This window comes from Anaerorudis cellulosivorans (assembly GCF_025943985.1).
GTDB classification, from domain to species: Bacteria; Bacteroidota; Bacteroidia; order Bacteroidales; family Dysgonomonadaceae; genus Anaerorudis; species Anaerorudis cellulosivorans.
The window spans coordinates 133,473-149,437 of sequence record NZ_JAPCWE010000006.1; the positions used below are offsets into that span (position 1 = coordinate 133,473).

The following is a 15,965-nucleotide window of genomic DNA, read 5'->3' on the forward strand; positions in this document are numbered from 1 at the left end:
TGTTTTATTTGTTCTATTCTTCTTGGGCATCGGGTAAATTAACCCACTCCGGTTTAATATAATCTTTTGTTGTGTCAATGGCTATCAATACTTTATCGTTTCCGCATCGGTAGCCGGTTTCATCTATGAAGTGCGTGATTTTGTTTTCGAATTCTCCCAAATATTTTAACGAGCCATTTACGGGACTGTACCACCAGACGTTCTTTTTTTGTCCCGATATTTTGGTAAGATCGATATCCATTGGTCTCCCCATGTAGTTATAAACCAGCAGATAGTCATTCCCTCGTGTGGCTATCAGGTGTTCATAGCGCACACCATTGTCACCTGCTATGACAGACGGGTCGGGAATTCTTTCAAAAAATGGGAATGTCAAGATCAGATTTTTCAGATATCTCATTTGATTCATGCCTGGATCGTTCAGTGCCTTGTACCATGGTTTTTTTGCGCCATAAGCTCCACCGATCCCGTCTTTTTTCATTTGCATGATAGAATTATTTCCATAAGTGTGTCCGAAAGCGCCGGCAAAAACCGACCAGTAAGCATAACGGCGGACATCGTGGTCTTTCCATAACACTTCATTAGGATCATGGAGCCCTTGCGGGATGTTTTCGTAAGAGGGTTCGCCATCGATGACCGGTTTTGTCGGTTCCATAGCAAGGCTTTTCTCTACATACCGCCAATTGTCTTCTTCGGTATAATCTTCGATAGGATAGTTTATATCGTTCATGCGCTGACCATATCTTCTGTGCCCCGACTGAAACATGTTGAAATCCAGCCAGGGAGCCTTGTTAAACCATGTGGAGGACATGGTTCTTCCGCGGGGATGAAAAGTCATGAGATGGTTGTTGTCGATAGACTTGATGGTTGTAGCCAGGGTATTCCAAATCTCGGGTTTTATGTCTCCCGGGATATCTCCTCCCATAATCCAAACAATATTGGGTTGTTCTTTATATCTGTTTCCTAAAAACTCTCCATATTTTTTTGCATCTTCTACGGTCATTTTCCCTTGTTTCACAGGACTTCCCCAAACACATACCATGCCGATATATATGCCTTTTCGTTCGGCCGTTTTAAGAATATAATCCATGTGATCCCAATAGCCGTAATCTCCTTTTTTGTCAATTTCGTTGAAATTGAAACCGTCGGTCAGTGCCCATTTTCCATAGGTGTTGATGGCCGGGATCGTGTTCATGACCATAACTTGAACCACGTTAAACCCTTTTTTCCTGCATTGTTCGAGGTAATGTTCCGCTTCATCCCTGTTTAATCGAACAGGAAGATACCAGCCGGTTTCACCCAGCCAGAAGAAGGGTGTACCGTTTTCGTGTCTCAAGTACCGCTTCCCTTCGTCAACCACCAGTTTTCCGTTATTCCAAGGGATATAGGGTTTATTTTCGTCTTCTTGTGCTGAAATTTGTGGGATAATAAACAATAAAGGGAGTATCATCCTTAAAAATGCTGATTTTTTCATTGCAGGAATTATTTATTCGTTTTTTCAAATTTTTCGTATTCGATAGCGGCCAAGATAAAGGCACCGACCGATTTTGGATCATTTTCTATCACCGGTTCACTAATATAATATTCGAAACTTCCGTCACGATAAACCTTTTCGCCACCTAAACCGGCTACTGCGCAGCAATTTGTGATGGTGTATGTGCCGTTTTCCTCTTCTTTTATGAAATTTTCAATGATACCGTCGAAGCCATCCAAGGCAACTTGCCGATAACGTTGATCGATGTAGTTGTTGTTTAACGATTTGAAAAGAAAATACACAAAAAACGCAGAGCCTGAAGATTCCAAGTAATTGCCTTCGCGGTTTCCCTGATCCGTTACCTGATACCAAACTTTCGATTGAGGGTCTCGATAGTTGGCAATGCCTTTCGCAAGGGTGTTGACAATGGTAAGAAGACTGTCTCGGCCTTCCATGTCAGGGGGAAGAAAATCGAGCACGTCAACAACACCGGCGGCATACCATCCGATGCTACGCGACCAAAAATTGGGTGATGTTCCGGTTTTCTCATTTGCCCATAACTGTCGTTTGGATTCGTCCCAGCCGTGATAGAAGAGGCCGGTTTCTTCATCGTAGGTGTGTCGTGCAATGATTTTGATTTGGTTTACGGCATCGGTCAAAAGTTCAGGCTCATTAAAAGTTATACCATATTGTGCCATAAAAGGTGAGGCCATGTAAATGCCATCGAGCCACATTTGGTGAGGATAGATCAATTTATGCCAAAACCCTCCTTCCGATGTGCGTGGTTGTCTTCTCAACTGTTCGCGGAGTGTATCCATGGCAATTTTGTAGCGATGATCGTGTGTCTGTTCATAAAGGTCGAATAGGATTTTTCCGGCATTGATATTATCCAGATTGTATGCCTTCATGGAATAAGTCTTGATCTGCCCTTTGTCGTCAATCAACGTATCGGCATAAGCTTTGGCATAATGGTTGTATTTTTCGTCACCCGTATGTTTCCACAATTCGATCATCGATTTTCCAATCAGTCCGAACGTATAGCCCCATCGGGGAGTTTTCGCATTTTCCGTCATCCATAATTCAGGATAGTGTTTCATTTGGGAATCGGCCATTTTTACAGACCACGTCACGTTCGTTTGTTTTTTCCCTTTGCATGCCATGAATAGTGGCGACAGTAAGCATAAAATGCATATTTTCAATATTGGATGAATTTTCATAACTTTTTCCTTTCTATTTTTTATAGAGAAGGTATTCTTCTCCGGGTTTGGTGTTTAAATCGTATACATAGGTTTTCTTTATTTCAGGAGAAGGAATGGGATCTTTGGTATGGATCAGCGGTTCGGGAACAACAGGTACTTCGTATAATTTATTCGGATTGTTTCCTTTGGCTTTTTTCAATCCATTCCCCTTCAATTCAGTAAGCGAACGCAAACGGCAATTTCCTCCCTTTTCGGAAATAATTTTCACTTTACTTACTTTTCCTTTTTCCCACTCGATATCCAATAAAAATCCGCCCCGTGCGCGTAATCCGCTGATGTGACCCTCTTTCCAGAGAGACGGTAGGGCGGGGAGAAGATAAATAAATCCGTCGTAGCTTTGCATCAGCATTTCGGCAATGCCGGCTGTACAACCGAAGTTGCCATCGATCTGGAAAGGTGGATGTGCATCGAAAAGATTGGGATAAGTTCCGCCACTACCATTATTGTCTCTGACCAAACGTAATTGATCGGTTATCAATTTATACGCATGATTGCCATCAAGCAGTCGGGCCCACAGACAAACTTTCCAGCCCATTGACCAACCGGTGGATTCGTCGCCCCGAGCAATCAATGAGGTTTTGGCTGCCGAGAACAGTTCCGGCGTACGATAGGGCGATATCTGGTTACTTGGGAATAAGCCGTATAAATGCGATACATGACGATGATGATCGTTAGGGTCATCCCAATCGTGCATCCATTCCTGCAATTGTCCCCAGCGTCCAATCTGCATGGGAGCCATTTTCGTCAACCTTTTTTTCAGATGTTCGGCATAAGCTTCATCCGTTTTCAGGATATCGGAAGAAATGATCACCGCGTTCCATAAATCAAAGATCAGCTGGTTATCCATTGTGCATCCTGCAGCAATCGTTGCTTTTCGATTACTACCGGCATGCACATTTTCGGGCGAATTTGAAGGGCAAACCACTAACCAGTTGTGCTCAGGTTCGTAAACCATGGTTTGATCGAAAAATAAGGCAGCATCTTTAATGATGGGATAAATTTGATGTAAGAAATCTAAGTTCCCTGTATAAAGGTAATGTTCCCAAAGATGTCGGCATAACCATGCACCTCCCGATGGCCACATGCCTGATGCCGCTTTATCGACCGGTCCGGTTATGCGCCAAATATCGGTATTGTGATGAAGAACCCATCCATCCGATCCATACATGATTTTTGCCGTTTCTTTTCCGCTTTCAGAAACTTCCTTAATCAGTCGGAACAATGGTTCGTTTAATTCTTGCAAACAGGTAACTTCGGATGGCCAATAATTCATTTCGAGGTTGATATTGCAGGTATATTTGCTATCCCATGGCGGAAGAAGTTTATCGTTCCATATCCCTTGAAGTGTAGCAGGTTCTCCTCCGGGTTGTGAACACGAGATGAGTAAATATCTGCCAAATTGAAAGTAAGTGGCCACCAAATGGGCATCATTGGTTTCTTTAAAGCGAAGGACACGGATATCGGTCGGTACATCCGGATACTGATCATTACCCAGAAAGAAGGCGACACGTTCGAAATATTTTCGATAAAAGGCGATATGATCTTTTTTAGCTGCATTGTAATTTAGTGCTTTGGCTTTTGCGAGTGTATCGGCCGCACGTTCCACTTCATCACCGCTGATGTCTTTGTAATTTAAGACATTAGTGGCAATAGAGACATAAAGGATAGTTTCATCGGCATCTTTTACAGACAGGACACCATCTTTATAAAAAACATTGCCATTTATAATTTTAGCGGAAACCCTGCCATGAAAATTGACCTTCCCCTTGAGTCCTTCGTGTGAAGATGAAACGCCCGACAAAGAAATATAATCGTTTCCTGTTGCGATCTTCACATCGGGGTGAGGGGAGGTTAACTGGGCATTGAAGGTAATAGAGCGGTTTTTATCAGCCGTTAGCCGAATGATGATCACCTGGTCGGTAAACGATGAAAAAATTTCTCTTGTGTAATTGGTATCGTTGACTTTATAGCGGATAGAGACCTTTGCCGAATCCAAATCCAGTTCTCGATAATAATTGGTGTAAGCCCCGTGTCCGGGAAAAGATAGGCGCAGGTCGCCGAAGGGTTGAAACGGCATACCCGAATTGGTTTTCGACATCACTTTTTCTGTTGCAAGGTCTTGAGCTTCGACATATTTACCTGCAAATACCAGCTCCCTTATTTTGGGCAGATATTTCGATGCTTCTGGATTGGGATTGTTATTTGGTTGCCCTGCCCACAAGGTTTCCTCGTTCAATTGAATTTGTTCGATAACAGGATTGCCAAAAACCATTGCACCTAATCGGCCGTTGCCTAATGGCAGAGCTTCAGTCCATGTGGATGCAGGTTTATCGTACCACAATTTATACGATTGTCCATACATTTCGGGCGATATGCACCCAAGCAGGATGAGAAAGGAAAATTGTATAGAAAAAAAACGTTTCATTTTTTGTATCATTTAATGTTTGCGCCTTGTTTTGCAGCTTTTTCGGCTTTCACTTTTTCGACGTAGTCTTTGTAAAGTTGACGCCAGTTTCTGCCGTTGCTGTTTAAATATTGCTCGCATTTCGTTTTGTAGATCTCAAAGATAGCCGATATTTCTTTCATGTTTTTGAAATCTATCGCCTGTTCGCGTGCTTGTTTCAAGTAAGACAAAAGAACAGTTTCCTCTTCCTTAGTGAGATCCGGCACAATGGCTTTGTAACCTTTCATTGTAAAATCCACCTTGCCGACGGTATATTTATCCAAAATTGCCTCAACTTGATCCTCGGTCAGCACTTTTCTAAGACCGGCCATCAGCTTATCATGAACTTCTTTCGGCATAGCTGAATCGGCAATCAACTGACGTTCGAGCTCTGTAAGGGGTTTTCCGGTTGTTGGATTGATTCCCGCCGGGACAAGGGTATAAGGGTGCGTATTATGCCAGTCTTTTACCGTTTTCAGGTGATTATAGATGAGTGTTGTTAAAAATGCTGCATCTGTTTGGTTAGGCAATTTCAACGAAGCTATCCATTCGATGGCTTTCTTTTCGAGCGACAAATCGGAAAGGAGTTCAGTGTACCGTTTTTTGTCGAAATAAACGGATAATTCTTTAAAAGATCGAATGGCATTTTCGGGGAGTAATTCGCCGTTTTTACCGAAGATTTTCAAATCGTCTTCGGATTCGATGGTTACTTTTTTCTCGTCGATTTGTGTTTTATCCAATGAGAAGACTGAAGCAAAAAAATCGTATACAGCTTTTCGTTTGTTTATACCGAAATCGTGTCCTTCATCAGGTAAGTGCACGTTTTTGACATTTTCTTCACTATCGTAAAAACGATAGATTTCTTTAAGATAAGGAAATTCCAATGTTGGCACGCTGGAAGTCCAGTCTTTGCCGTCCGAAACAATTAAAAGGGGGTGGGGTGCAAACAGAGCGGCTAGTTCCGCATTATTGGTACCGCCGCAAGCCAATGTAACAGGCAGTCCACTTTCGCATGGACATCCGCCATCGAAATGCGAAGCAAGGCTTACAACAGGAGCTGCAGCAGCATAACGGTTGTCGAGTACGGTCAGCAATACGGTTTGTGTTCCACCGCCCGAACCGCCATTAACACCAATCCTTTTTTTATCTATGTTTTTTTGTGTCAACATGTAATCGAGTATGGTAATACCGTTCATTGCCTGAATAACCTGAGCGGCACTCGAGCGGTGAGCTGCATTTCCTACCTGAAGAGCCGATTCGCCCCAGCCGAAAAGATCGTAATCTACACATACTGCTCCCATGCGAGCCAAAGTGGCCATTCTTAATTGCTGGTCCTCGCGATAGCGGCCTTCACCGAAATGGCCATTCGGACAGATAATTAGTGCATGATTTCCTTTAGAAAGAGGACCATAAATAGATCCCGCTACATATAGTCCGGGCAATGTTTCTAAGGCAAAATTCTGAACAGTATATCCGTCAAATTTTCTTTTTTCGGATAAAATGGGCTTCTTTTGTACTCGTTTTGCCAGTAAGGAGTCGATATCGAGAATCTTCCTTACCTCTTGATGCAGACATGATTTGCGTTCTTCCCACTTGTCTTTATCGGGATATAACAACCTCAGATAGGTCAGCATCTTTTCCCCTTCTTGAACCGTGCGACGATAATACTCATATGGTTTCAACTTATAATGATTATTCCCCTGTTTTTCAAATTTATAATCGAAAGGGGATAACACATTCGTCAATGATTCTTCCACCGAAAACGGTCGGATTCGGAAATCGGCATACGGAAGTACTTTGCCTATCGTATCAATGTTATAAGTTAAGCGAATCCCGAATCGCTGTGATATTTCTGTTAAAACATTGCTTAAAGGACGGCGAAATTGATTTTCGACCGTTAGTTGAGCATTGATCAATGGAATGCAGCAGATCATGCAAATGATTGTTGTTTTAAATTTTTTCTTCATCATCTACGGTTTTTTAATGATGGTTGTTTATTCTATGATCAGATTTTTTCGGTTGCCCTTACTTTCATTATCCACTGTTTGGGGCAATCTTTTCAAGTAATTATTTTTTAAAATAATGGCATTATTTTTTCCTTGCATTCGCAAGAATGCCTTGTTGCCTGCTCGGGGAAAGCATCCCTGTATGTATATTTCTTTTGAATCATTGATATTTATTAGCGAAACAGAAGTATTCGGTGTACCGGTAGCCACATTTGTCAATACCGCATTTTCAACGTTTGATAAAACGTATGGGCTTCCCGTTGATGCATCGATACGGACATTGTTTAATACAATATTTTTCGCTCTGTTTATATCCAATCCTATTTTTGATTGGATATAAACATTCGAAATTGTGATATCGGAAACGGGCATTTCTTCCAATCCCAGTATTTTAACGGCGGCATTAACCTTCGTTCCGGTAAGATTTGAGATATGGATGTTACGGAAAACGGGTGTTCTTTCCGAAACCGGCTCAGGATCCATTTTGGTGTAAAACAGATTGAAAACGATAGCTTCGTCTTTTATGTCTTTCATTACAATGTTGTTTACGCTGATTTCTTCCACAATGCCGCCACGTCCTCTGGTCGATTTGATGCGGATGCCACGGTCGGTGCCATCAAAGATGCAATTGGATATTACAACTTTTCGCACATCTCCGCTCATTTCGCTGCCTATTACAACACCTCCGTGGCCTGCCAGCATGGTGCAGTTGGTAATGGTAATATTTTCGCATGGTGTTGCCAAGTCGCGACCTTGCTTGTCGCGTCCCGATTTTAAGGTGATGCAGTCGTCACCCACGCTGATATGGCAGTCGGAAATGTGGACATTTTTACACGACGAAGGATTGATACCGTCTGTATTGGGAGAAAGTGGATTATTGATAGTTATCGCCTTAATCGCTACATTTTCGCAAAATTCGGGATTAATGGTCCAAAAAGGTGAATTGATAATGGTAACTCCTTCCACTAAAATGTTTTTGCAACGAATAGGTTGAAAAAGTGGCGGGCGGAAAAACCGTCGCTGTAATGTGCTTTTATAATCTTCGTTAAGGTCATTATAGAGTTTTTTCACATCGTTTTCTTTTTCCCAGAGCGGTTGGTATTTGTTGATTTCCCTGACACCGTTTTTCTTTATGTCTTCAATGACACGATAAAATTCTTTCCACCATTTTACTCCTTGTCCATTGATAGTGCCCCGTCCCTTAATTGTAATATTTTCCTCATCAACTGCATATAATAGAGGAGAAAAACTTTTCATTACAACCCCTTCGTGTCGCATTTCAACAAAAGGGAGATAATCGTCAAAGTTGTCTGAGAATAACAACACCGCGCCGGATTCTAATTCAATGGTAATATTGCTTTTGAGTTTTATTGCCCCCGTCAAATATATCCCTGCAGGAAAATAGAGTGTTCCTCCGCCTTTTGATGACAAATCAGTAATGGTTTGGTTGATGAGCTCTGTATTGAGTTTTTTCCCGCAGTCGTCTGCACCTTGCAATTTCATGTTAACATTTTCCGAATAGCTGTTAACGGACAGAAAAAAGAGAGGGAGGATAACGAATAAAGATGAGATATGTTTCATAAGCGCATGCATATATTAATGTGATTACATTTTTACTCTGAAAGAATATTTTCCACTTCCCACAGTATGAAATGATTTGTCAGGCAGAATGATCTCAGCCTCAGTGTTTACCGGGATGGAGACTTCCAATGTGAAGCGGTCGTTTTCTTTTTTCCAATCTACAGAAATTTTTCCGTACAGAGTTTCCGTAGAGGCAGAAATATAGTTTAAGTCGCCTACTACTTGGGGGTTGATGATAAATTTCTTGAAGCCGAGAGAGGATCGATCGGGGCGAATTCCGGCAAGCCATGCAAAAAACCATTCGTCGATATGTCCCATCATAAAATGATTCCATGAGGCTCCCTGGCGCGGGTCCCATTGTTCGGTAAGTGTGGTGGCTCCGAATTTCAGCTGAAAACCGTATCCCGGTACCTCTTCGTGATTATTCATCGTATATATCAGTTCGTTCAGGCCATTATTTGCCAATGTCTGAAATAGATACCTTGTGCCTATGTCTCCGGTAGTCAATCGGTTGCCATGCTTGCGGATATCTGCCACCAAATTATCCAACACGGCAGATTTATTTTGAGGATCTACAAGACCGAAAAAGAGAGAGATAGCGTTAGAACACTGACTGCCTGTACCGTATTGACTGGCTTGTTCATTGAAAAAAGTGGCGTTGTAGGCGTTTTTTACCTTCTCCGATAATTGCGCATAGTATTTTTCGTCTTTTTGGTTGTCCATTATTTGGGCAGCTTTACCAAGCAACACGATATCCATATAGTAATGAGCCGTTGCCACCAACGGCACCGGCGTGTTTTTCGAAAATCCGGCCCTTTCCCCTGTATAATCGTACCAGTCGCCAAGTCCGTGAGAAATAATATGATGATCTGCCTTTGACGAAAGATAATCCACATATTTTTTCATCATATGATAGCATCGTTTTATCAACGATGGATCGCCATAATAGAGGTGATACATCCATGGAACGATAACGCCGGCACTTCCCCATGAAGGGGCATCCCTGAACGCTCCTTCAAATTCCACATACTCAGGAGCTATATTGGGTATCAATCCGTTAGGGAGTTGTGCATCGACAATATCCTGCATGATTTTGGGAATAAAGGTTCGTAAATCGTAGTTGTAAAACAGTCCCGGTCCATTCAGGTGAACCTGCTCCAGCCAGCCCAACTTTTCTCTGTGCGGACAGTCGGTAAATACTCCCTGCATGTTGCTTCTTACCGCTTTACAGATGATGCAATGGGTATCGTTAAAAATACGGTTCGAACAGTTGAATGAAGCAATATTTTTTGCAGCATTGTACACAAAACACGAGTTGATTTCTTTGATTCTTGGTAGAGAAGAGGATTGGTATTTCTCGACCGTTGCTCCTTCGACCTGAATATATCGAAATCCATAGTAAGAAAATCGTGGATGCCAATATTCATCTGTATCGCCTTTTAAAATATAGGTATAATAGTGCTTACTTCCTGTCTGTTTTTGGTTTACCGATCCGTCTTCGTTCAACGATTCGCCCACGATCAACCTAACAGTATCGCCGCGTTGACCATTCACCGTAATTTCGGGAAAGCCTGCCAGATTTTGTCCCATATCAAGCACATATTTTCCTTCCTTTAGTTTGTGAATTTTTTTCATGCTATATCGTTCCATGATTTTGACAGGTGTTGTTTGCTGAGGACGTAATGCCCCCTTTGGTGGGTGTTGAACGACAACAGGTTTCCATGCAGAATCATTAAATCCGGGTTGATTCCATCCAGGCTGTTCGCGTGTGGCATCGTAATCTTCTCCTCCGTAAATGCAATTAAACGTAATAGGGCTAAAACTATATTTCCAGTTCTCGTCGGAGATAATTTCGTGTGTCGTACCGTCTGTATAGGTAATGATCATTTTAAAAAACAAAGTTGGAGGACCAAAACTAACAAGTAATTTGGTATATCTTCCACCCTGGACGTTATAAAATCCGTTCCCAAGTAATATGCCGATAGCATTCGATCCCTTTTTTATCTCATCGGAGAGATCATAAGCATTATAATAAACAGTCTTATCGTAATCGCTATTCAAAGGGGAAAATTCACTGTCTCCTATCTTTTGTCCATTAAGCGAAAATTCGTAAAGACCCAGTCCGCACACATAAGCCATTGCATCCCTGACTTCCTTGTTCGATTCAAAAATCTGTCTAAGATAAATACTTTTTTTCGATATAGGGTTGACGTTGTTCCATAAGCCTTTGATTTCCGGCTTTTTCAGTTCTGTGGCATGAAAATTTCTTCCTTGTGGGAGATTTGCTTCTTCTTTTGAAATAGCTCCGATCCATTTGGCATTTAACCAATCCCCTCTTGGAGCAACGCGAAAGAAAGCTTTTTTACTCCAGGGCGAAGGCGCGTCTTTTTCGTTCCATATTCGCACGCGCCAGCTATATTTGGTGAGTGGTCTTAATTTTTTGCTGCCCTCATATACGATAAACTGACTTTCTTGTGAGGGGATTTTCCCGGTTTCCCATAACAATGTTTCCCTGCCGTTTTTCCACTCATACAGTTCAATGGCGTATGCGGTTTGATAAGTACCGTTTTCTTCGGATACGATTTGCCACCCGAAACGCGGGAAAGCTTCTGTAACGGTTAAGGGAGACTCGCTCATTTCGCACGAGAGATTAACCACTTCCAATGCATGAACAGAATAGAAGTGAAGACATAAAAAAAAGGATAAAAAGAAGAGTTTTTCTTTCATTATTGGTGCGTGCTTTATAAAACGTCTTTACAAACTATTTTTTCCAATTTATCGGATTTGCCCACCTCAACACCATCGACCAGAACCTTGAATCCTTTCCCTTGATGATAGCGGTCGCCATTTTTATCCCATAGGATGGTAAGGATTTTTCCGTGATACAGCACATTATCGAGGCAAAACCAATCCCACTTGTCTTTCGGTAGTAAAGGGTTAACTTCTATCGTATTGTCTTCACGTGGACGAAGACCGATCAAACCGGTTATGATCAAGTCGTTGAAAGTGGAATGGTTATAATACCGGCTTCTTTCCTGATCGCCTTTCAACCAGTAACCATGGACTTCATCGAGATATTCTCCAATATAGGGGCGACCACGGTGGTACTGACATTCTACATAAAGTTCCATCAATTTGAAATAAACGCTGCCGGTGAGGATGTCTTGCCGATAATTGTTCATGAAATTGGCCATAGCTGTCATCGTCTGAGCAGTTGCAAATGGCCAAATAGCTCCATCCCATTCGCAGTTACAACATCCTGCTTTGCGGAAAAGCGGATGCCGGCGTTCGGCAGTGGTCAATCCATAAGGAGCCAGAAATCCTTCTTCGTCTATTACCTGTTTCCATGCCACCTCAAATTTTGCCGATGAAGGTAGATTGAAATACCATGGCAGATATCCGATGGCTTCTCTCACATTTGCAAGCGAGTCGCCACGAAGCGTCTCAAAAAATTGATGATCTTCGTTCCAAAGTTTTTGTTCAACCAAGTGTTGTATGGTATCGCTTTTTAATCGGTATTTTTCTGCCAAGAGGTTGTCCCCCGTCATGGTATACATTTTTGAAAGTGCACGAGCATTTCCATACATGTAACTGTTAATGGTTGGGCGTGCATATTTTTTTCTCCTGCCGCCGCTAATAGACTCTTCCATTCCGTCTCTCACATCCTCCTGCCAGAATAAGCCGTTTTCCAAACGGTGGTCGTTCTCCCAGCTGCGATATTCCTCATCGAGATCGGGTAACATATCCAGAAGGAATTTCTTGTCATTATTGACCAGAAAACGGTTGTATAAAGCATCGGCTGTCCACGAACTGAATTTTCTAAACTTTTCCATAGGTTTACCTTCGTTGCCTCTATACCATGCGTGCACGTACTGGTCAAGATATTGGGGCTCATGGAGCCATCGTGATTCGTAAATGTGATGTCCGAGTGCGCAAGAGATCATATTATATTTATCGGCATAAGACCTATCTACAAGAAATTCGGTCATTACATATCCGATGGGGGTTTTTTTGATGTGTTTTCTTAGTGTCCACCAGCGAAAATAATACATTTCTTCGAAATTGTCCTGAGGACATTCGAACAACGGAATGTTTTTCTCCATCCATTCGTTGGCTTTGCTGTTGGGGATAGCCTGAACGATATTTTCGTCTTCCATGCGGTTGAAATAATCCACATAGTGTCTGAAGTTCTCGTATTTTAAAATTGCAGACGGATGATTGGTTTTCGAATCGGAAGTTTTTAAATCGCGGATGCGATACACAGCCTCTTTCTCCTGTTCACCTGCTCCGGGCAGGTCATAATCCTGATCGGCCGGTGTCTCGGGGGTAGGAAACTCACGAACCGTTCCTGTTCTGAAAACGATCCTTTCAATCGAATGGACAGGTGCAAAAAACATACTTTGACCTATTTTTTTGTCGTTCACATAAACTGTGATGTTGCGATCGGCAACGGATAGGTCGGCCTTTATTTCGTATATTTTATCGGCACTGTAACTCATCAAGTTTGAATAGCGGGCGCCTTTTTTTACCCTGAAAGAGCCATCCGGAGTGAATTCCAGTCGTGAGCAGGCAATACCATTATCATCCAAGAATTCTATTTGCAGGGTACCATGTGAAGATTGTTCTGCCATGCATTTGAAAGAAACGCTCAACTCTTTCGTTTTGGGGATTTTTCTTTCGATTTTTGCATAATCAAAAGGATCTTTATCTTTTAATGTCAGCCATATGTTGTCGTTTTTTTCTTCCAGCAATACCGGTGCCCACAATGGAGAATAGATATTCCACTCCGTTAATTCCGATAGTTTTTTCTTTGTATCAAAGTGATCATTGGCATGGGTGGGCTGATTTAGTCTTACCGGAACAGGAATTCTTGAAACCCAGATATCTTCTTTGTTCATGCTGTACGTTATCCATAGGTTGCTGTCGGGGGGGATACCGTTTCCTTCCTGAATACCTCTCGTGTATTGTGGGCCGTAGGATTTATAATTTCCGCCATACCGCATCGGGGGAATTTCACCCTCAACAAGGTTTAATGTGGTATATTCCAATCCATCAGTGCTAAGGGAAATGCCTAACGGCCATCTGTATTCGGACGGATTGTAAACGGTAGCATACATGCCGTCTGTCAGGCGTTGTCCCCATATTTTTGCGTTGCTGTTGACAAACCCTTTAGCTCTTTCCACCGGTTCTTCCCATGTCCAGCCGCCGTCTTTACTTATGGAAGTTAAAGCATGCTTCCATAATCCTACCACGTTGCCATTAGGCAAATGATAGTAACAAAAAGCTTTATATTCCCTTTTCAGGGGGATCAAGGGATCATCTCGATCAGCTTCTTCAACCCATTGCATCATATAAAGCGGGTTATTTAATATTTCATCGCATGCTTTTACGAATTCTTTATCTTTGCTGCTTTTATAAAATGGAAAGTCGGTATTCTTTTCGTTGAACCCGTGATTATAGTGGATAAAATATATCGGACCGAATGAACCGCCTTTTTTGATTTCACGTACCACTCGCCCAATGCCATTTCCGTCATTAGGATCGTCTTTTTCATCTAGTGCAACTCCATAATAGCCCATGGCTATTAGTCGGTTCGATTTGGAAACATAAAAACCCACCCGTTGATGCATAACGGCCTGTAAGTTTTTGGCCACATGTGGATTGTTAGGCTTAGTGTAACCCTCGGGTACGTTGTAGGTAGGAAATAAAACTACGGGATTTGTCCAATTATAACCATTTTTCGATGTTACCAGCATAGTCTGGGAAGGGGGGACGTGTTCGTGCTTAATATCCGATATATAATGCACAAAGAATTGTCCGTTCCAATATGCCATCATGGGTTGATGGTTGTATGTCCATCCATTGCCATTCGACGTATCGGGATATTCCCTGTTGGCTCTCATAATCTGAATATTATGAACGCCTACCACAGGCGATAATTGTCCATCGTGATAGGCAGGATTCGAAAGTTCGTTTCCTGTATAATGTACTCTTTCTTGTGCATTGAGCATTGTCGAAAGACAAAACAATAAACAAAAAAGTGAAAATTGGTGTATCGATGTATTCATCAGTTTTTTCTTTTTAGGGCGTAAGAAATTTATTCTTTCAGGTGTTTTAAATTTTCAACTATGAAAAATGGGACTTTTATTATGGTGCCATGTTTGTGGCCCTGTGGTATTCGAATCTCGTTGGTGATATTCTTAAAACGGATAAAATCCCGGGTTTTCACCGCACCATAAATTTTTTCCCTGTATAAATCAAAATAGATGAGATAATCATCTTTTACTTTAGCAACCGTAGGACCTTCCGAGAATTCTTCAGTAAAAGGTTCCGATATATTGAAAAAAGGGCCTATAGGGGTTTGGGCAAAAGCTACTCTGAGATTCCTGTTGGGCCTTGTATTGTCTTTAAATACCAATACATAATCGTTTCTTCTTTTCACGATTACCCCATCAATCACACTAAATCCGGGATCAAAGAAAAGTTTTGTTTCCGAAAAAGATTGAAAATCGTTGGTTGTAAGATAATATAATCTGTGATTGTTGTTATCTTCTTCCTCGCCGGCAGGAAATTGTCCGGGGATACACGACGCCCAAACGATGATAAATTCTTTTTCTGTATCATCATAAAATATTTCGGGAGCCCACACATTAACGGCAGTTGGTTCGTGTATCATTGCAGGGATCATTCTTTGTTCAGACCAATGAATCAGATCTTTTGAAGAAGCATATCCAAAACCCAAGTCCCCTTTCCAGCTGGTTGTCCATACCAAATGGTAAGTTCCGTCAGGACCTTTTGCAATAGAGGGGTCACGCATTAATTTCTCTTTTCCCAGCGTAGGTTTTAACCAGATGCCGGGGATACTGTCCCAATGAACCCCGTCTTCACTATACAAAAAACGCAAGCCTTCATTTGCCGGTTCATGGAAAGAAGTAAATAAATATACCTCTTTTCCCTGTTTTTTTTGTGCACATGCAGATACAAAAATAAGAAAAAAGCCGAATAAGAAAAGTGACAAAAAATAATGTTTCATGCTGTTTTGATCTTAACAATCTTGCCAAAAATTAAAAATCACACGTCAAAGTGACGTCCAACATTTGATCTTGTACTCAATGGATAAGAAGAGGTATATTTTTTTATTTTTTAAAAATAAAAAAACAGGATCTAATGAGTACAAAAAAATAGAGGTATCGTCCTATTTTTAG

Annotated in this window: 8 protein-coding genes; all 8 read right to left on the bottom strand. The window is 41.7% G+C overall.

What is annotated here, in order from left to right:
- Positions 1–13: 13 nt before the first annotated feature.
- The 8 genes from OLM34_RS05055 to OLM34_RS05090 all read right to left on the bottom strand — a co-directional run bounded on the left by OLM34_RS05055 (position 14) and on the right by OLM34_RS05090 (position 15,793).
- Positions 14–1,471 (bottom strand): glycoside hydrolase family 140 protein, encoded by a 1,458-nt coding sequence (locus OLM34_RS05055; RefSeq protein WP_264405668.1) that lies wholly within the window; start codon positions 1,469–1,471, stop codon positions 14–16.
- Positions 1,472–1,479: 8 nt separating this feature from the next.
- Positions 1,480–2,688, bottom strand: a complete 1,209-nt coding sequence (locus tag OLM34_RS05060; RefSeq protein WP_413777192.1) for a glycoside hydrolase family 88/105 protein — start codon at positions 2,686–2,688, stop codon at positions 1,480–1,482.
- A 13-nt stretch (positions 2,689–2,701) separates the two neighbouring features.
- On the bottom strand, positions 2,702–5,155 hold the full coding sequence (locus tag OLM34_RS05065; RefSeq protein WP_264405670.1) for a glycoside hydrolase family 95 protein: 2,454 nt from the start codon (positions 5,153–5,155) through the stop codon (positions 2,702–2,704).
- Between the two features lie 8 nt (positions 5,156–5,163).
- Complete coding sequence (locus OLM34_RS05070) at positions 5,164–7,107, bottom strand: 6-O-methylesterase (protein ID WP_264405693.1); 1,944 nt, start codon at positions 7,105–7,107, stop codon at positions 5,164–5,166.
- A gap of 60 nt (positions 7,108–7,167) precedes the next feature.
- Entirely contained in the window at positions 7,168–8,760 is a 1,593-nt protein-coding gene (locus tag OLM34_RS05075) for a glycoside hydrolase family 28 protein (RefSeq protein ID WP_413777193.1), read from the bottom strand.
- Positions 8,761–8,784: 24 nt separating this feature from the next.
- Positions 8,785–11,487 (bottom strand): glycoside hydrolase family 78 protein, encoded by a 2,703-nt coding sequence (locus tag OLM34_RS05080; RefSeq protein ID WP_264405671.1) that lies wholly within the window; start codon positions 11,485–11,487, stop codon positions 8,785–8,787.
- A gap of 14 nt (positions 11,488–11,501) precedes the next feature.
- The gene (locus OLM34_RS05085; protein WP_264405694.1) at positions 11,502–14,771 is read right to left on the bottom strand and encodes an MGH1-like glycoside hydrolase domain-containing protein; all 3,270 of its coding nucleotides are present in this window, start codon (positions 14,769–14,771) and stop codon (positions 11,502–11,504) included.
- Between the two features lie 86 nt (positions 14,772–14,857).
- Positions 14,858–15,793 carry a glycoside hydrolase family 43 protein gene (locus OLM34_RS05090; protein WP_264405672.1) on the bottom strand — a complete coding sequence of 312 codons (936 nt, stop codon included), beginning with the start codon at positions 15,791–15,793 and terminating at the stop codon, positions 14,858–14,860.
- Between the last annotated feature and the right edge of the window lie 172 nt (positions 15,794–15,965).

Bases quoted from the DNA above. Each gene is read 5' to 3' on its own strand.
- OLM34_RS05055 (WP_264405668.1), bottom strand. From the start codon at position 1,471: ATGAAAAAATCAGCATTTTTAAGGATGATACTCCCTTTATTGTTTATT.
- OLM34_RS05060 (WP_413777192.1), bottom strand. From the start codon at position 2,688: ATGAAAATTCATCCAATATTGAAAATATGCATTTTATGCTTACTGTCG.
- OLM34_RS05065 (WP_264405670.1), bottom strand. From the start codon at position 5,155: ATGAAACGTTTTTTTTCTATACAATTTTCCTTTCTCATCCTGCTTGGG.
- OLM34_RS05070 (WP_264405693.1), bottom strand. From the start codon at position 7,107: ATGATCTGCTGCATTCCATTGATCAATGCTCAACTAACGGTCGAAAAT.
- OLM34_RS05075 (WP_413777193.1), bottom strand. From the start codon at position 8,760: ATGAAACATATCTCATCTTTATTCGTTATCCTCCCTCTCTTTTTTCTG.
- OLM34_RS05080 (WP_264405671.1), bottom strand. From the start codon at position 11,487: ATGAAAGAAAAACTCTTCTTTTTATCCTTTTTTTTATGTCTTCACTTC.
- OLM34_RS05085 (WP_264405694.1), bottom strand. From the start codon at position 14,771: ATGCTCAATGCACAAGAAAGAGTACATTATACAGGAAACGAACTTTCG.
- OLM34_RS05090 (WP_264405672.1), bottom strand. From the start codon at position 15,793: ATGAAACATTATTTTTTGTCACTTTTCTTATTCGGCTTTTTTCTTATT.